Annotated in this window: 16 protein-coding genes and 1 pseudogene; 8 read left to right on the top strand and 9 right to left on the bottom strand. The window is 41.9% G+C overall.

Annotated features, from left to right (window positions below):
* The first annotated feature begins 34 nt into the window (after positions 1 to 34).
* Positions 35 to 928, top strand: a complete 894-nt coding sequence (locus V7K30_RS14615; RefSeq protein ID WP_335000294.1) for a sugar kinase — start codon at positions 35 to 37, stop codon at positions 926 to 928.
* Positions 929 to 985: 57 nt separating this feature from the next.
* Positions 986 to 1,843 carry a 3'(2'),5'-bisphosphate nucleotidase CysQ family protein gene (locus V7K30_RS14610; protein ID WP_335000292.1) on the top strand — a complete coding sequence of 286 codons (858 nt, stop codon included), beginning with the start codon at positions 986 to 988 and terminating at the stop codon, positions 1,841 to 1,843.
* Between the two features lie 85 nt (positions 1,844 to 1,928).
* Here the strand turns inward: V7K30_RS14610 and V7K30_RS14605 are convergent, their stop codons facing one another.
* On the bottom strand, positions 1,929 to 2,087 hold the full coding sequence (locus V7K30_RS14605) for a hypothetical protein (protein ID WP_335000290.1): 159 nt from the start codon (positions 2,085 to 2,087) through the stop codon (positions 1,929 to 1,931).
* A gap of 150 nt (positions 2,088 to 2,237) precedes the next feature.
* On the opposite strand from V7K30_RS14605, the gene V7K30_RS14600 reads away from it, so the two are divergent.
* The 3 genes from V7K30_RS14600 (at position 2,238) to V7K30_RS14590 (ending at position 4,682) form a co-directional block, all read left to right on the top strand.
* A complete protein-coding gene (locus V7K30_RS14600; protein ID WP_335000288.1) occupies positions 2,238 to 2,549 on the top strand; it encodes an RNA recognition motif domain-containing protein in 312 nt (103 codons plus the stop codon).
* Positions 2,550 to 2,672: 123 nt separating this feature from the next.
* Positions 2,673 to 2,867, top strand: coding sequence for a 30S ribosomal protein S21 (gene rpsU, locus V7K30_RS14595; RefSeq protein WP_190895748.1), 195 nt, complete (start codon positions 2,673 to 2,675; stop codon positions 2,865 to 2,867).
* 1,092 nt (positions 2,868 to 3,959) lie between these two features.
* Positions 3,960 to 4,682, top strand: a complete 723-nt coding sequence (locus V7K30_RS14590; protein ID WP_335000286.1) for a hypothetical protein — start codon at positions 3,960 to 3,962, stop codon at positions 4,680 to 4,682.
* Positions 4,683 to 4,749: 67 nt separating this feature from the next.
* Here V7K30_RS14590 and V7K30_RS14585 read toward each other — a convergent pair whose 3' ends face one another.
* The 4 genes from V7K30_RS14585 to murG all read right to left on the bottom strand — a co-directional run bounded on the left by V7K30_RS14585 (position 4,750) and on the right by murG (position 9,098).
* Complete coding sequence (locus tag V7K30_RS14585) at positions 4,750 to 5,637, bottom strand: hypothetical protein (RefSeq protein WP_335000284.1); 888 nt, start codon at positions 5,635 to 5,637, stop codon at positions 4,750 to 4,752.
* Positions 5,638 to 5,686: 49 nt separating this feature from the next.
* A complete protein-coding gene (locus V7K30_RS14580; RefSeq protein WP_335000282.1) occupies positions 5,687 to 6,196 on the bottom strand; it encodes a hypothetical protein in 510 nt (169 codons plus the stop codon).
* Between the two features lie 404 nt (positions 6,197 to 6,600).
* A complete protein-coding gene (locus V7K30_RS14575; RefSeq protein WP_335000280.1) occupies positions 6,601 to 7,944 on the bottom strand; it encodes a hypothetical protein in 1,344 nt (447 codons plus the stop codon).
* Between the two features lie 80 nt (positions 7,945 to 8,024).
* On the bottom strand, positions 8,025 to 9,098 hold the full coding sequence (gene murG / locus V7K30_RS14570; protein WP_335000278.1) for an undecaprenyldiphospho-muramoylpentapeptide beta-N-acetylglucosaminyltransferase: 1,074 nt from the start codon (positions 9,096 to 9,098) through the stop codon (positions 8,025 to 8,027).
* An 84-nt stretch (positions 9,099 to 9,182) separates the two neighbouring features.
* Between murG and V7K30_RS14565 the strand changes: the two genes are divergently transcribed.
* Both V7K30_RS14565 and V7K30_RS14560 read left to right on the top strand, forming a co-directional pair.
* The gene (locus tag V7K30_RS14565) at positions 9,183 to 10,022 is read left to right on the top strand and encodes a nuclear transport factor 2 family protein (protein ID WP_335000276.1); all 840 of its coding nucleotides are present in this window, start codon (positions 9,183 to 9,185) and stop codon (positions 10,020 to 10,022) included.
* 300 nt (positions 10,023 to 10,322) lie between these two features.
* Complete coding sequence (locus V7K30_RS14560) at positions 10,323 to 11,096, top strand: SDR family oxidoreductase (RefSeq protein WP_335000275.1); 774 nt, start codon at positions 10,323 to 10,325, stop codon at positions 11,094 to 11,096.
* 163 nt (positions 11,097 to 11,259) lie between these two features.
* On the opposite strand, the pseudogene V7K30_RS34250 reads toward V7K30_RS14560, so the two are convergent.
* The 4 genes and pseudogenes from V7K30_RS34250 to V7K30_RS14540 all read right to left on the bottom strand — a co-directional run.
* A pseudogene (locus V7K30_RS34250) lies at positions 11,260 to 11,584 on the bottom strand (IS982 family transposase); the annotation flags it as partial.
* A gap of 34 nt (positions 11,585 to 11,618) precedes the next feature.
* On the bottom strand, positions 11,619 to 13,565 hold the full coding sequence (locus tag V7K30_RS14555) for an amino acid transporter (protein ID WP_335000273.1): 1,947 nt from the start codon (positions 13,563 to 13,565) through the stop codon (positions 11,619 to 11,621).
* A gap of 472 nt (positions 13,566 to 14,037) precedes the next feature.
* Complete coding sequence (locus V7K30_RS14545) at positions 14,038 to 14,568, bottom strand: molybdopterin cofactor-binding domain-containing protein (protein ID WP_442941067.1); 531 nt, start codon at positions 14,566 to 14,568, stop codon at positions 14,038 to 14,040.
* Between the two features lie 130 nt (positions 14,569 to 14,698).
* Complete coding sequence (locus V7K30_RS14540) at positions 14,699 to 16,237, bottom strand: glycosyltransferase family 39 protein (protein WP_335000271.1); 1,539 nt, start codon at positions 16,235 to 16,237, stop codon at positions 14,699 to 14,701.
* A 220-nt stretch (positions 16,238 to 16,457) separates the two neighbouring features.
* Between V7K30_RS14540 and V7K30_RS14535 the strand changes: the two genes are divergently transcribed.
* Complete coding sequence (locus V7K30_RS14535; protein WP_335000269.1) at positions 16,458 to 16,808, top strand: histidine triad nucleotide-binding protein; 351 nt, start codon at positions 16,458 to 16,460, stop codon at positions 16,806 to 16,808.
* Positions 16,809 to 17,079: the final 271 nt, after the last annotated feature.

Genomic DNA, 17,079 nt, shown 5'->3' with positions numbered 1-17,079 from the left:
AAATAAGAATTTATACACTTAGAGGAACAGATAAATGGATAATCCAAAATCCAAAATCCAAAATCCAAAATCGGATCGTGGGTTATTTGTAGGTTTAGTAACCTTAGATTTGATTTACCTTGCTGACTCTGCCCCTAAGAATAATCAGAAGATTGTCGCTACTGACTATACTGTAGCAGCAGGTGGTCCAGCAACAAACGCGGCTGTGACTTTCAGCCATTTAGGAAATCAGGCTACAGTCTTAGGTGTGGTGGGTTCTCACCCGATGACACACCTAATTCGAGGTGATTTGGCAAAATCCAAAGTTGCGATCGCAGACCTTGAGCCTACCACTGATTTAGCACCGCCTGTCTCCTCAATCATTGTCACCCAAGCCACGGGTGAACGAGCTGTGGTTTCCATCAATGCTGTCAAAACTCAAGCCAGCAGCACATCTATCCCGCCAGATATTTTGCAAAATGTCGATATAGTACTGATTGATGGACATCAGATGGCGGTTAGTTATTCCATAGCCCAAATGGCTAAAGCTAAGAATATTCCAGTAGTAATTGATGGTGGAAGTTGGAAGCCTGGATTTGAGCAAATTCTACCTTTTGTGGATTACGCCATTTGTTCGGCTAATTTTTATCCCCCCAACTGCCAGACTGGAGAAGACGTTTTTGCCTATCTGGGCAGATTTGAGATTCCTCACATCGTCATTACCCACGGACAAAAACCAATTGAATACTTGAGTTGCACTAAAACTGGTATCGTAGATGTGCCGCAGATTCCAGCGGTTGATACATTAGGGGCTGGAGATATTTTCCACGGCGCTTTCTGTGATTACATTTTAAGGGAAAGTTTTACTGATGCACTGGCACTGGCAGCTAATATTGCTGCTGATTCCTGTAAATTTTTTGGTACCCGGCGCTGGATGGATTTAAACTAAGGACGCAGAGGTGCATCTCTACTCAAGTTATACATATTTTTAGATCAGGCCAAATTAATGAAAGATTTACAAGAAATATTAGCGATCGCTCGTGAGGTAGGTTGGGGCGCAGCAGATATACTGCGATCGTATTACAACGGCACTGCAAAAGACCCGAACTTAGAAGTACAATATAAACAAAATGAGCCTGTTACTGTTGCTGATGTAGCTGTGAGTCAATACATTTTGCAGAGGCTACAAGCAAGTTTGGGTAACGAAGATTTTGCTTACATCAGCGAAGAAACCTATCAATTAAGTAGTGGTACACAGCCTTCCCCCCGTTGGGTATGGATAATTGACCCTTTGGATGGTACACGAGACTTTATCGAAAAAACTGGGGATTATGCAGTTCACATTGCTTTAGTCAAGGAAACACGCCCAGTGTTGGCAGTGGTTGCAGTACCAGAGACAGAAAAGTTATATTACGCTACCAAAGGCGGGGGTACATTTGTAGAAACCCGCGATCGATCTGTTCCTTTACAAGTGTCGTCAGGCAAACGAGTTGAGGATTTAACCTTAGTCGTTAGTCGCTCTCATCGCAACCAACGCTTAGATTACTTACTACAAAACTTACCCTGTCAAAATCAGAAAGCTGTGGGTAGTGTAGGCTGCAAAATCGCCACCATTGTCGAGCAACAGGCAGATATCTACATTTCCCTTTCCGGCAAGTCTGCGCCCAAAGACTGGGATATGGCAGCCCCAGAACTGATTTTAACAGAAGCTGGTGGTAAATTTACCCACTTCGACGGCACTCCGTTGCAGTATAACACCGGTGATATCAATCAATGGGGAGGTTTGCTGGCTAGTAACGGTGAATATCACGAGGTGCTGTGTAAGGAAGCAGAAAGGATTTTAGCGCAGTTTGACCATAGCTAATGGGGCATTTAAGGATGAATATTTTTTAATTTGCTTTTAAGACAGTTAGTCATGGTATGATTGCCCCCACTACCGATAATAATCTTTACCCCTTAATCCACAGCTGAATTTTCAAAACACTAAATACCTGGGCGATCGCTAGTTGATTCCGATTTCCGGTTAAAAGTGTAACTTTTATAGTGCAAGCAACAAAAGCCTGTCGTTGGAAGGTCTGCAACCCTGCCCTAAAGGTTTTATTTGTCAATAAAATTCACTATAAGACGATATTCAAAGGCTGAAGGCTGTGCTAAACTCATGGACATAAGGATTATTTTCGGTTGAGTAACTCGTTTTAATTTCTAAAAACCGTCTCTCCGAATTTAACTCTCTACACTCCCTTAATTCGGAGATTTCTATGTCAATTTACGTCGGCAACCTGTCCTATCAGGTTACAGAAGAGGACCTAAAGCTGGCTTTTGCAGAATACGGAACAGTGAATCGTGTTCAACTACCCACAGATCGGGAAACAGGCCGGCCGCGTGGGTTCGCTTTTGTCGAAATGGAAACAGACGCACAAGAACAAGCTGCCATTGATGCACTTGATGGTGCTGAGTGGATGGGACGTGATTTGAAAGTGAACAAAGCTAAACCTCGTGAGGAAAGAAGTAACTCCTCTGGTGGTAGCTGGGGTGGCGGTAATGCCCGCCGCAACAATAATCGCTACTAAGTCGATTCCTGAAAATTTCACATTTAGAGTCTCCAGCAGATAAAGCCAAAGGCTCCACTCTGCTGGAATATTTTATTTTGTATTTAGCCTTGAACTATTCATCCACATTAAGGAGAAATGAGAATGACACAAGTAGTTTTAGGGGAGAATGAAGGTATTGAATCAGCCTTGCGAAGATTTAAGCGGGAAGTTTCTAAAGCAGGAATTTTCCAAGATATGAGAAAAAAGCGTCACTTTGAGACGCCGATAGAAAAAGAGAAGCGTAAAGCAATTGCTAGGCACAAGCAACGTCGTAATCAACGTTCTCGCTTCAATTAACAAGTCCAAGCAAATTTGCCCTTCGATTTGACATCCAGCTAGCATCTCTTCATCGTGGCCATACCTCCGGCAAGCCACAAGTAATTAGGTATATATAAATAAAACAACACTGTTCGTAGTAGCGCTGTATTTGCTTTCAGCGCTACTAGCCGTATATGTTTTCAATTGTATGAAGTAGAGCTATTCGTAGGGACACACAGATGTCATTGGTGTCAACTTAAGCCCAAACCCCTTGAAAACCTCGTTTCCAGCCCATTCGTTAGAGTTAAAGACAAAATTATTATTGTCAATTAGTAATAATACTTAAAGTTCGCCAGAACAGTGAGCATTAAATTAAGTTTTGTACTTGATTTTGATGCAAGAATGAATGATGCTTTTTAATGTGACGCGATCGCCAGCTTTAAAATTGTGTTTTCTACCTCAATTATCAGCTTTATTTTAAGCACTATTGCTTATTGACAAGATGTTTATATCTTTTCACCAAATTTAAAAAGGTCTGTTCGCGCAGCGTCTCGTAGAGAAGCCCCCGAATTTATTCGTGGAATAAATCTAAAATCCAAAATCTAAAATTACTTGACAGAGCTAATGACTTTAGGCATGGGGTCAATCTAAAATCTAAAATCTAAAATCCAAAATTGAGTGACCCTTTCTCTAATTTTGCGAGGAATTTGTCCAAAGTCACTGCCATTGTCAATGTTCATAATGCTATATCCTTTTTCATAATAAGCGCCATCCGAAAGACATGGGAAGCACATAAATCGAAGTATTTTTTAGGTGTTTTGAGTCAATTTTCCAAAAAATTATTTATGCTGCTTTTATTTTTGGGAAAGCGGCTTTTACATCTGCTTTCCCATAAAAACAGGCGACACATATTTACATGAATTATTATGGAGTAAAGGGTTCAGAGTAAACACATTAGGCTGATCCTTCCATCAGGCATTCCCAGTCTCCGACTGAGAACGAGACAACGCAACATCGTTTGTTGAGTTCCATTTGCGGAACTTGCAGCAATATAAATGTATCTTCCTGTATACCCATAAAGTATTGTAGATACCGTTAGTCTGCAATCCTTGGTTCTGGATTTTCAATAAAATGTTACGACTTTATCATTTATTACTAGGTTCTATTTTGCTGGTGTCAATACCTCTGGGAGCAAAATTTTTGCTCCCCCAATTTTCTCCACCAAAAGTGTTAAAACCCCCTACCGTTGCAAAACTTGCCAACCCTAATGAGGGAAATATCTGGCAGAAAATCCTGGTAAATGCTGCTGCTCCCACTAATTGGCAAGTTGCTGCTTGTGAGGGAAATGCACCTTTATTGTGTGTCTCCTCCAAAGGGAAACGTTTGGGTACAGTTGAGATTAACGTTTACCCATTAGCAAACAATGAGGATTTCCAAAAGAAACTTGTAGCAGTTGGTATTCCCACTGGTTCTCAAGTGGACTACCAAAGTTCCAAATACCAAACTCAGGTATTACCAGCACTCAAAGCTTGGGTTGCAGACCACTACGCTGCTTTTGCGAAAGACCGTCAGAGTAAATATGGAAAAGAGATTAATTTCTCAGCCTACCCACCGCAACCAGTACCCGTTGGTAAACTTCAAGGAATTCGCTATGGGTTCGTCGAACTTAAGCAACAAGGTGGAGTCCAAGAGCAACATATCGGTCATGTTGCCTTTGATGGCAGTAAACTTTACGTAATTACCACTGCCTTTGACCCAAGTACGCAAACAGGTAAATTTGAGAAACTGGAAAACTTGGCTATTTTTCAACCTTACTTATATGCGATCGCAGCAGATTTGCGTTTACCCCAGTAGGGATTAGGTTAGAGTAAAGGTTACAGGTAATCTGTAACCTATTCCCTTCTTCAGTCCCCCAATCAACCTAAATCTCAGCCACTGCCCGTTCAATCAAGCGACGTGCTAAAGTTTGCGTGCCGGTGTGTTCATAATAATTCGTTGCTACATCCAGGAACGCCGCGAGGTAGTCTAACTTGTCATCGGCAATATCGACAAAACTTTGCAAATTGCCAACTACTTTTTCTGGCGTTAAATTATTCGCGCTGACAATACCACTCATCCAACCTTTAACTGAGTCAAAGCTTTCGCCGATAAAGGCGAGTTTACCACCAGCATTGTCCCCTGGAATCACATCTTTGATGTTTTTGAAAGTCGAGTTTTGTTCTAACTCATGTGGATTCATCTGATTAAGCCCAGATATCGCTTTGCTGATAAAGCCTGGGCCCAGAGGTATCAAACCATCAACGCAAATTAACGCCACCATGCGGATGAGCGACTCACCACTATACTCACCTAAAGAGGCGACAAAATCCCCAATACTGTCTCCAGGAATGCCGTTAATTTGACAGAAGGCTACCAACTCAGCCACTAATTTCAATGTCAAATCGATGGTTTGGGCTTTATCAGGTTTGGGAGTGACAGAGTTTAAAAAACCCAACAAAGGAATTTTCTCGCCAACTTTGTTAGCTAAAGCTGCTGCACCAAGCGCTCTATCTGTACCATCAACGGTTTGATATAGCCACAAAGCTGTTTGGTATCCTTGGGATTTGTCGTTGAATAGATAAATCGCTCGTTCACCAATTTGCTGAATTAAATCTTCGTCGTCTTCGCCAGTAACGGTCTTAATGGTGTTGATAAAGCCGACAGTATTTTGCCATTCGCCAGGAGCAACAAAATCAAGGGACTTCAACATAGAAACAGTCAAGCCGCCGGTTGGCAATTCATCAACTAACTCAAAAATCGATTTGCTCACAAAAATTTCCTTATTTAGGTTTTGTTATCTTTAATGTCGGTAATCCGGCTCATTTCAGGCTAGCCAGACGATTAAGATTAAACTTCTCTAGCCAATCGGCGCGATCGCTAGCTGTAAATGACGAATCGCGAGAAAGTGCTTTTACTTGGTACTTACCTACCAAAATTGCAGTTTGCGTCTTACCAACTTCTATTGCGGGATAACCGCCAATCTTTTTGGTGCTTTTCGAGAACTTTGCTGCTGCATTAGGTGTGCTGCTGGTATCAGAAATAGACAGCAACGCTACTTCTTTACCCCCTTTTTTCAACTTCGCTTCTGCAAAGCCTTTTTTCTCTTGGGTATAGACGCGCTGGTAGCCATCACCTGCATCAGGGAAAAGTTTATTAAATTCGCTACCCTGAGTTGCAGTCTTAGTCACCGCTTGACCGCGTTTTTGTTGAGTGCTTTCTTTTTGCACCTGGTCAAAACGTCCAGGTGTTTTTGGAGTACAGGCTGTTGTCAGTAGTACCACTGACAGCAACAAAGCAGCTACTACCCTACGCCCACGATGTAAAATCATTCTTGGCTTCTCCTTATACTTGAGCTTTGAGGCAATTATCTGCGCTGCTAGCAATTATTACCCGTAAAATTTACTTTTTGATCATTATTGCTTAAGTTGTGAACTGTTGTGAACTGTTGTGAACTGTAGCGGTCTAGTTTTGGTGCAACACCCATCAATATTTTTGCACTTCAAAAAAAGTGTCCAGCGCCATGTTCACCGTACCAATTAACCCAATGCAAAAACGCCCCCCCCCTTTCGGGAGAGCGTTTTTTACTTATAGATAAGCGTAAAGAGCGGATCTCAGACTATGGAGAGTTGTTGTATGTACGAGGCAGACCTGGAGAAAATCGCTTAACGAGACTTAAACAAAAATTAAGCTCAAAAACCCAACCCGCGATTATCCTTAACCCAACCGTATTGCATTATTTTTTCACTAAAAAATATGCTGTAGCATAGTCTGGCAATTGCGTGATATTCTGCCCAAATTCTTTTTTATTCTTAAAAATACCTGCCAAAAAATCGAGTTGATAAAGATTGGGTAAAAATGCTCCGCCTGTATCGGCGATGACTCCCATTTGCAGATGTTTGCGACCACCTTGAGTATGCTCAATCACAATCACTTTACCTAAACCGATATTCAAAACATCTCCAGCAAAAGTGACTCCGGGTTTGATAGAAATTTTTGCATCTATTTTATATCCATAGCCTTTAACAGCATCAACTTCTCTAAAATACCAATAACGCTTTTGTGCTGTTGCCTTCAATCCGCGAATATAAGACATTCCATTATTTCTATCTACATTAAAAAATGCCTTATAACCATCTGTAAAATTAATCAGTATTGTTCCTTCCATAATTGCTTCTTCTAAACCATTTCTGGTTAGATAAGCGAGACTTGTAACTTTTCCAAATTCTCTACCACCTGGTTCATAAATACCCGACAAAACATCCTGCTTTGTGTATCTAGTATAGAAATTATCGTTATTAGAGTTTTCTTTTAAGCTATAAATTGGTGTATTAAAAGTAGAGGTTCTCTTGCGAGAACCGGGGTGAGTAAAAACAGCATATTTGGTAATTCGTAATTGTTTTTGCTGTTTATTGTTTGGATTGTAGGCAGACCATTTAATGACTCGAAAATTGGTATTGATAAATTTAGGGTCTTGTAAACGAGTAGCTCGATTATTAGCAATATCCTCCTGTAAGACGGCAATCATGAAATCCAAAGTTTTGAGAACATCTGGGACAGTGACTCCTTGAGTGGAAAGCATTCCTATACGCAGAATATCTGGGTCTTCTGAAGAGTAATCTTGAAAATATTTTCTAGTATTAACGAGAACAGTTAATAAATCTGCTTGATTAAAGTTAACCTTACTACTTGGTAGTTTTCCTGGAGTAACAACCTGGCTGCCATTAATGCTAAATTTATATTTTTTGAACTCATCGACAACTGGATAGGGTGCGGATGCTGAGATCAAATCCTGCTGAGATGAAAAAACGTTTTGCTTACCTATAATCTGATTAGATGTTTGTTGAACGGCAAAAGGATTTTGAAATTTTGAGGTGAGTGGATGAGCAGCTTGATTTGAGGTGAAGGAAATCTGTGATTGAAGTGGGGCAAAATTTTCTTGCTGAGTAAAGGACTGATCTTGTTGAGCTAGCTGTTTAGTTTTTGACTGAGTATATAAATGGGTACTGGCTAAACTGACAAGTAATAAACCAGCACAACCTACTGTGAGGCGGAATTTTTGGTTAAATAAGATATTCATAACCTGGAGAATAAATTCCTATTGTCTCTTACTATCTTCATTCCGTGACGCTGCGCGAACAATTTTAAATTTTGAATTTTTTAAGTTTCTATCACTTCACGCACTAATTGCGCCAACTTTTCGGCACTATCGGGAACTGCGATCGCATGAGCTTTTTCCCCCATCTTTGCTAATTCTTGCGGTGACTGCAACAAATTCAACACATTACTTTGCAATATTTCAGTTGTCAACTCCCCTTGCTTCAACGTTAATGCCGCACCAGATGAAGTAAATACGTCTGCATTGTAAGATTGATGGTCTTCTGCTGCAAAGGGGTAAGGAATCAAAATCGCTGGTGTTCCACACACTGCCAATTCTGTCAAGCTACCAGCCCCAGAACGACTAATAGCTAGAGTAGCTCGTTGCAACAACGCTGCCATATTGTTGTAAAAAGGTAAGGCTATGTAGTGTGGATGTTTGAGACTATCGGCTTCTGGATCGCGATCGCCAGTTAAATGTACTACATAAGCACCAGCATCAAACCAAGCGTTTGCAGATTCGCGCACCAATTTATTAATTGCAATTGCACCTTGGCTACCACCAAAGACAACAATTAAGGGAACACTTTCAGGAATGGCTAAATCTAGTGGTGCATTAATTGCCCCATCCAGAAATTGCGCTCTGACGGGAGTGCCAACATAGACACTTTTGGCCCGGGGTAAATACTTAGCAGCTACTTCAAATCCCAAGGCGATCGCACTACACCAAGGGCCAAAAAAGCGAGTTACTTTACCAGGTATTGCGTTAGATTCGTGAAAAACCACGGGTAAGCCGAGGGAACGCGCCGCAATGACGGCTGGCCCGGCAATGTAACCCCCTGTGGTAAACACCCCTTGAAAATTTCCCTGCTTGAGAATTCGTCTAACTTCCAGAATCGAAAGGGCGAGTTTACCCAAGGTGCGAACTGAGGAGAGTCCAAACCCTTGCTGAAACCCTTCAACTGCAATAGTATTCAAAGGATACTGTTTGGGGACAAGTTGAGTTTCTAGCCGATTGGGTACTCCCAGCCATTCTATTTGATAATCTGGGAGTTTTTCTGCCAGTGCGATCGCTGGAAACAAATGCCCACCAGTCCCACTGGCAGCTATTAATAATCGTATCGGTGCGTTTGCCATCAAACCTCTACCGTTTAGCGCCTAGTTTAACTAAGATAAAACAATTTCCTTACCTTCTGTAATCAAATCAGTAAATTCTTACCAATGACTAACATTATTACCGCCTTAATGAGACGCCAACTCAGATTTCCAGCCAGCATCGGGTTGATTTCCTTTCTGCTAACCCTTGGTTTAACAAGTGGTTGGCAACGCACTCAAGCGACGACACCACAGCAATTAGTCCAAGCTGGTACAGCCCAAAATGCACCAGCCGATCTAACAAATCTTTTGACACAAGTTGATGCCGCAGCCAGTCGGGGCGATGTCAAAGGGGTGTTGCAATTCTACAGCTCCAACTTCACTCAGGGGGATGGATTAAACCTTCAAACCCTAGAAAAGTCTTTGATTTCACTTTGGCAACGATATCCCAAATTGCAATACAGCACAAAACTGCTATCTTCAAAACCTGAAGGTAATGGGATTATTGCTGAAACAGAAACGAAGATAACTGGCTTACCCTCCGGTAACGCTAATAATTTGACTCTCAATGCCACGATTAAATCGCGTCAGCGGATTGAAGGCGGCAAAATCGTTCGCCAAGACATTTTGACAGAACGCACCCTACTTACCTCTGGCAGCAAGCCGCCCCAAATTGAGATTAAATTACCACAGCAGGTGCAAGTTGGTCAGATGTATAGTTTTGATGCCATCGTCCAAGAGCCACTTGGTGATGATTTTCTACTAGGAACGGCGCTAGAAGAATCTATCCAACCAGATAAATTTCTCAACCCTACACCTGTGGATTTGGAATTACTGACATCTGGCGGACTATTTAAAACGGCACAAGCACCATCTACCCCTGGTAGCCAATGGGTTTCTGCTGTCATCCTGCGAGGTAATGGGATGACGATGATAACTCAGCGCCTGCAAGTGGTGAAGAAGTAATTAGGAGTTAGGAGTTAGGAGTTTGGAGTTAGGAGTTAGGAGTTTGGAGTTAGGAGTTACGAGTTAGGAGTTTGGAGTTTGGAGTTAGGAGTTAGGAGTTTGGAGTTTGGAGTTAGGAGTTAGGAGTTAGGAGTTTGGAGTTAGGAGTTTGGAGTTTGGAGTTTGGAGTTAGGAGTTAGGAGTTAGGAGTTTGGAGTTTGGAGTTTGGAGTTAGGAGTTATAGACCGACTGATGATAAATTATGAACGATGAAACTTGTGCTAATTCATAACTGTTAACTCCTCACTCCTAACTATCCTAATGACTTCCCTAAAAAATCAAATCATTTTAATCACTGGTGCAAGTAGTGGTATTGGTACTGCTTGTGCAAGAATCTTCGCTGGTGCGGGTGCAAAACTGATCTTAGCGGCACGACGGTTAGAACGTTTGCAGCAGCTAGCAGATACTCTCAATAAAGATTTTAGTACTGAAATTCATTTGTTACAGCTAGATGTGCGCGATCGCACTGCTGTCGAATCTGCCATTTCTACTCTCCCCTCTGCCTGGTCTGATATCGACATTCTGATTAACAATGCTGGTCTAAGTCGTGGTTTAGACAAGTTGCACGAAGGTAGCTTTCAAGACTGGGAAGACATGATTGATACTAACGTTAAGGGTTTACTTTACGTTTCCCGCTATGTCGTTCCCGGAATGGTGAGTCGCGATCGCGGTCATGTGGTAAATTTAGGTTCCATTGCTGGACATCAAACCTATCCCGGTGGCAATGTCTACTGTGCTACCAAGGCTGCTGTGAGAGCAATTTCTGAAGGTTTAAAACAAGACCTGTTGGGAACGCGGGTACGTGTAACTTCCGTTGACCCTGGTATGGTAGAAACGGAATTTAGCGAGGTACGCTTCCACGGGAATACTGAACGCGCCAACAAAGTCTACCAGGGAGTTACACCCCTGACAGCAGATGATGTGGCTGATGTGATATTTTTCTGCGTGACGCGATCGCCTCATGTGAATATAAATGAAGTTGTGCTGATGCCTGTTGACCAAGCCAGCGCTACCCTAGTTAATCGGCGAACATAAAAGTAACCGATCTTAAGAAGATTAATTTGTATCGTGGCATCCTAACGGTGGGCAACAGCACTATCAGGCACAATAGAGCTTTCGGGATCGAACTTAGTTCTGGTAGAGAAGAGTCTGGCCATGGTGGTGGCATTTACTCTAGCTCTGGCACTGCCACAGTGGACTACAGCACCATCGTTATAAATGCTTGCTTCAAAGTAAAAGCAAAAATGAATGCTTCTATTTTCAGTAGAAACCCATTATAAGTGACTGCGTGAATTGATTTTGGGAAAACACAGGTGATGGCACTAAACACAGTCTCTATATAATGCCGAGTACATTGTTTAATGTATTGATTCCACGGCTCATCTTTACGTTTAGAATTCTTTTTACGCATACGCATCACTTTCAACCGGATGAAAGCTTATCTCTAAGAGATCATCCTCCACAGTATAATCAGTGTAGGCCGAGTCAGTAGAAATCTCACTACCCGGTGCCAGATTTCCCGGTTCCGTGTCCTCTTGAATCATCCGTGATGCTTACTCACCCCCCGACATGAACGCCAGGACGCCTGTGGGGATTCTTTTCAGCCCGACGGAGTACTTCACGCGTCACCACAGCAATATCACCCTCCCCAAACAAGATAAAACGTAGTAAGTATTGTATAGGATTGCCCTCAACCCAGCCGAAGTAGGCATGGGGAATCTTACCTGTTTGGTCACGAATATAAAGTAGTAAAGCCGCGATCGCGTTAGGTACTGCTGCACTTTCAGCCCGGAGGATGCGATAATCACCAACTTGCACCCCTTTGACTTTGATGATATCCGCAAACTCCGAAGCGTCGGATACCTTAATTTCTAGAAACAGAATTGGATCGTTAGGTGGAATATGGTTGTCCTCGCGGACCTCTTTCTCTTTCATAAAATACTCTAGGGCATCGCCTGTATTCAACCGATTTGCAATCAGTCGTATTGCTCCTTGGCTCTCTTCGGCAAGGAATTGGGCAGCAAGTTCGTCAACTTCGATCCGCTCTGTTCGCAGTTCAGTTGAACGCCAAACACGAGAAACCAGCGAGGTAAAAATGATCGCCCCAATGAAAAACCCAGCAATCCTAATCCCCTCTGGTCTTTCGATGATATTAACAATTGTGGTATATACAAACAACAGTGTGATAATGGCAAAGACGAGTTTTGCCCGCTTCTCTCTGTGACGGTGGGCTGATAAGGTTACGGCAAAGGCCGCTGAGGTGATTAACACAAGCACACCAGTTGCGTAAGCCCCACCTTGGGCTTCCACACTTGCTCTGAAGATAATTGTTACCACCAAAGCGATCGCTGTGTAGACTAACACTAAAGGTCGCGTTACTCGGGCCCAATTGGGTGCCATGCCATAGCGTGGTAGGTAGCGGGGCACGATATTTAGCAGCCCTGCCATTGCAGATGCACCTGCAAACCACAAAATGGAAATAGTACTTAGATCGTAAATTGTGCCAAAGCCATTGCCTAGATACAGATGTGCTAAATAAGCAAGGGCCCGTCCGTTAGCTTTGCCCCCAGATGCAAATTCTGCGGCTGGAATCAGTAGAGTAGTTATAAAGCTGGTGGTAAGCAAAAAGAAGCTCATAATCATAGCAGCAGTGGTGAGCAGCTTGCGTGTATTCCGAAGCCGCCCTTTAGAATGCTCTTGAGTGTCACTGCTGCTACCTTTTACCAGGCCCATAACGGTCACGCCAGTCTCAAAGCCTGACAATCCTAGCGCTAGCTTGGGGAATATGAGGAGAGCTATGCCGATTAGTATCAAAGGGTTGGAATGGCTAGCAAAAAGTGCAGTCTGCCAGTTAGCGATCGCTTCTGGGTGAGTTAAAATCTGATACAGACCGAGGCTAACGACAATGAAGTTTAACAACAGATAAACTGCCACCAAAACTACTGCAATACCAATTGCTTCTCGGAAACCTTTCAAGAAAACTGCGCCTAGTAATGCAACTAATACCAGAGTGATTGCGATCGTCTGATTGTGAAGCCAATTTGGCATCAGCGGATTTTCGATGATATGGGCTGTAGCATCAGCAGCCGACAGCGTAATGGTAATAATAAAGTCGGTTGCCACAAAGCCGAGTAGGCACAGCACAAGTAATTTGCCTTGCCACCAGGGGAGCAAACGCTCTAACATTGCGATCGACCCTTCACCATGAGGGCTTTCGGCAGCAATGCGCCGATAGATTGGCAATGCTCCAAAGAGCGTCAGCAAAACCAGAATCAGGGTAGCCACAGGAGAAAGAGCGCCAGCTGCCAGGGCTGCAATCCCAGGTTGATAGCCAAGAGTTGAGAAATAATCTACACCAGTCAAGCACATTACCTGCCACCAAGGATGCTGGCGATGTGGTTGTTGCTTGCGGTAAGGTCTTTCCTTCTCTCGTCGGTCTTCTTCAAGCAACCAGTCGATTAACTGACTGCCGAGCCGTTTTGTTGAAACAATTGATTTAGCCATCAAATACGATTGTGTTGCAAAAGTTGGCTTTGTGATTTTTTTAAGCCTTTGTGGTTCATTAAAATTTTCAACTACAAAGATATAGCATTATATATTGTAGATTAAGCATTCTGTCCAATTTACAAAATAATAGTAGCTGTTCGTAACCGTCTGGCGGATCAAGAGCAATTGCAGCTTCTGGTATCGGAAAAATCAATCCTATAACCGGATATTTTTGGTTTAACGCTTTCGCACCCTTAGCACCTTTAAGCTGCATCAGTTCTAAAAGCAGGTCGATGCATTGATGCATTAAAGATACGCCCCAGTCTCAACTAAACCCAGCCCCACCTTGAGAGTATGCCAAACCAAAGTTACACACTTAACAGTCATCAAGCGTCGGAACGAGCGTCCGTAGAAGCGTCATTACGAATTAGGAATTAATTATAAATTGGTACAGTGCGATTTCTCAAAAAACCACCTTGACACTGTGCCATTATTGCTTAAATTTCAGCGATAATGGCAAGAGCAATCTCTTCGGCGTTATCTGCCCCAATGTCGAGTCCCACCGGACTATATAAATGTTGTTGCTGTTGTAGATGTCTGCACTGACAGGAACGTGATAGTCAGCTAAATTTCGGGTGACAACGCGACCAGTAGATTGGTCGGTGACGGTTTTTTCCATTAACGCTATACCGATATCCATGATAATGCTGCCGATGAATTGCGATGGTCGCGAAGCGAAGCGCCTTCGGCATCGCCCTATTTTCTGATTTAAAACTCGTCCATTAGCGAACACTCCGGTATAGCGGGTGACGCGCACTGTCCCAAAGTCTGGGTCTTGGCACACTTCCAGTGAGCGCCAAAGCCGTGTTTGAAACACTTTTTTTTGTTGATAAAATCGGGATTTGTACTCGACTTCCACTTGCTCTAGATGGTGACGAGCCAGTATATCTGCGTAGGTTTCGCCTTTTGCTGGGTCGTTTTTGACAAATAGCCGACCATCGGCGATCGCAATCTGGTACAAACGCTATAACCCTTATTCTTTTTCTAACCGCCTAGAAAATAAACGAACCGGGAGTGATTAGCCAAACTTGATATGATTAGCAAGATTATATGCCTGTACGTTTACAAAGCATATACTATGCCGTTTTTTTCTACTTCTTCCTTGTGAATCGATATATTTTCATATAAGGCCAATTAGTTTCATCCTCCAAGTTATATAAATCACTCATTTCTATTTTAAAAACATCTTTGAGTTTCCAATCAAATTCGCGGTTAACTATCAAAAAAACTGTATCTGCATTTTTGGTCATTACACTAATTTTTTCTGCAATATTTTTTCCCTTCACCGTTTTTAGAATATATTCTGGTGCATATATAGTCGATGAATCTCCGTAATATTGTAGTAATCTAGGCTGTCCAAATAACAATACAGATTTTGCAGATTCATTTTGATTTTGCAAAAGGTAGCGAACAGCCGAGCGGTAGTCATCTTTTGCATAGGCTGGATTTAAATAGTATTGAAAATTTGAATAAACATTCATAATTAGCAAAGAAACAGTAGCTACTTTGGTAATTTTAGGCAATACAGAATGTTTATTATTACGCTGGTAATTATGTAAAAACGCTGATGGAATTAGAATGGCAACTGGTATACATAGATAAAAAGAGTGGCGCGGTAGCCAATTAATTTTGGTCGCTAGGGCAAACAGAAAACTTAGTAAAAATGATGTTGCCAAAAGTGATGTAAAAAAGTAATCAGCCCGTTGATATCTTTTTCTCTTGTGGTGTCTTAATAAACTTGTTAGTAAAGCTAGAAAAATGACAGTAATGACAATAATAAATATTAGTAAATGAGGCCAGTAGCCAAGTAAAACATTTATCTTTTCCTCATCGCGTAATTTCTCCAGTGGCGGTCCATAGGATGTCCCGACCAATATACCGTAGATCACAAACATAATGTTTTGAACTATGGGTAATCCACTACGAGTAACTGTAGTAGCTGTTGGATCAGATGCGGCAGGTGAAGACAAGTAGAACCAAATCATTGGGGAAGAAAAAACTACCGGAGGTATCCACCATTTGATCCATTCTTTGAAGTTTCTATAAACAATAAGATGAGAGAAACTCAGGGCGCAACTAAAGATTATTGTCAAAATACTGCCAAAACTTCCTATGGCAGTAAAGATCCCGAAAAGCAATTGTGAAATAATTTTATTTTTCTTTTCTGCACTGATTGAATAACTTAAGAAATATATCTGAAGTGAGGCTATAAATATTAATAATGCGTAAGGTCTAGCATCTTGGCTGTAGAATACGCTGAAAGAACTAACTGCTAGGATCATGGACGACCATAAGGCATGTTTTTTTCCATAAACACGTAGGCTAGTAAAGAATATGGCAATTACTGAGCCGACTCCCAGCAAAGCTGAGAGCGATCGAATGGCAAATTCACTCTCTCCAAAAACCGAACGCCAATAGAACAAGACCAAATAATAAAGCGGTTGGTATTTGTCACCAGCTTCTCGATTTACAATTTTGAAGAGATTTTCTTGAACGCTGGGACCATCAGATAAAGCTAGACTCCAGCCTTCATCAAACCAAAGACTTTGATTTTGCAATAAACAGAAACGCAAAAAGACGCTAACTATGATAATTATAAAAACAACAAAATAGTATTTTGACTGTTTCATATAAATCTCCAAAGCAGAGGTACACAAGGTATGCAATTTTCTCAGCATGAAAATACCACCCTATAGTTGAGTGAAAGAATGTAATTATTATTTCTATGCTGGGGTGGGACAAATTTTATCTATGAAAGACTTTATCACAAGAAGGAGTATTTTGTTGTGTAAATATCAAGTTACTACAGTAAACCTTTAAAATCTTTAGCAGATGAGTAGGTAGATTGGCATGAGTGAAACTACAGAAACGATTTTCAGCAAAATCATTCGTCGGGAAATTCCCGCTGATATTGTTTATGAGGATAATTTGGCCCTGGCATTCAAAGACATCCACCCCCAAGCGCCCGTTCACATCGTCGTCATTCCCAAAAAACCCATTCCCACACTAGCTGATGCTGAATCTCAGGATCATGCTCTGTTGGGGCATCTTTTGTTAACCGCCAAACGTGTTGCAGAAGTTGCTGGACTGAAAAACGGTTATCGAGTTGTCATCAACACTGGTGATGATGGTGGTCAGACTGTCTACCACTTACATGTGCATATTTTGGGAGGACGGCAGTTAAACTGGCCCCCTGGCTGATAAAATCTGATGAATTGTGTCTCTAGACGCAATTCATCACCAAAAGAAATCACTGTCATAATCAATATATATGTAATATCTCTTTACAAATCTCAATTTTGCTTCTAATGTAATAAACATAGATAAGCAAAATTGCTTATCCAAATCATAAATAACTAACTAGCAATCATAAAACCATGACAGCAACCTTACAACAGCGCTCAAGCGCCAACGTATGGGAGCGGTTTTGCGAGTGGATTACCAGCACCAACAACCGTATCTATATCGGTTG

Origin of the sequence: Nostoc sp., assembly GCF_036917655.1 — a bacterium.
Taxonomy (GTDB): Bacteria; Cyanobacteriota; Cyanobacteriia; order Cyanobacteriales; family Nostocaceae; genus Nostoc.
The sequence above is the reverse complement of the archived record's forward strand: the minus strand, read 5'-3'. Positions and strand labels throughout refer to the sequence as shown.

Excerpts from the sequence above, each read along its gene's own strand:
- V7K30_RS14615 (WP_335000294.1), top strand. The coding sequence starts at position 35 with ATGGATAATCCAAAATCCAAAATCCAAAATCCAAAATCGGATCGTGGG.
- V7K30_RS14610 (WP_335000292.1), top strand. The coding sequence starts at position 986 with ATGAAAGATTTACAAGAAATATTAGCGATCGCTCGTGAGGTAGGTTGG.
- V7K30_RS14600 (WP_335000288.1), top strand. The coding sequence starts at position 2,238 with ATGTCAATTTACGTCGGCAACCTGTCCTATCAGGTTACAGAAGAGGAC.
- rpsU (WP_190895748.1), top strand. The coding sequence starts at position 2,673 with ATGACACAAGTAGTTTTAGGGGAGAATGAAGGTATTGAATCAGCCTTG.
- V7K30_RS14590 (WP_335000286.1), top strand. The coding sequence starts at position 3,960 with ATGTTACGACTTTATCATTTATTACTAGGTTCTATTTTGCTGGTGTCA.
- V7K30_RS14580 (WP_335000282.1), bottom strand. The coding sequence starts at position 6,196 with ATGATTTTACATCGTGGGCGTAGGGTAGTAGCTGCTTTGTTGCTGTCA.
- V7K30_RS14575 (WP_335000280.1), bottom strand. The coding sequence starts at position 7,944 with ATGAATATCTTATTTAACCAAAAATTCCGCCTCACAGTAGGTTGTGCT.
- murG (WP_335000278.1), bottom strand. The coding sequence starts at position 9,098 with ATGGCAAACGCACCGATACGATTATTAATAGCTGCCAGTGGGACTGGT.
- V7K30_RS14565 (WP_335000276.1), top strand. The coding sequence starts at position 9,183 with ATGACTAACATTATTACCGCCTTAATGAGACGCCAACTCAGATTTCCA.
- V7K30_RS14560 (WP_335000275.1), top strand. The coding sequence starts at position 10,323 with ATGACTTCCCTAAAAAATCAAATCATTTTAATCACTGGTGCAAGTAGT.
- V7K30_RS14555 (WP_335000273.1), bottom strand. The coding sequence starts at position 13,565 with ATGGCTAAATCAATTGTTTCAACAAAACGGCTCGGCAGTCAGTTAATC.
- V7K30_RS14540 (WP_335000271.1), bottom strand. The coding sequence starts at position 16,237 with ATGAAACAGTCAAAATACTATTTTGTTGTTTTTATAATTATCATAGTT.
- V7K30_RS14535 (WP_335000269.1), top strand. The coding sequence starts at position 16,458 with ATGAGTGAAACTACAGAAACGATTTTCAGCAAAATCATTCGTCGGGAA.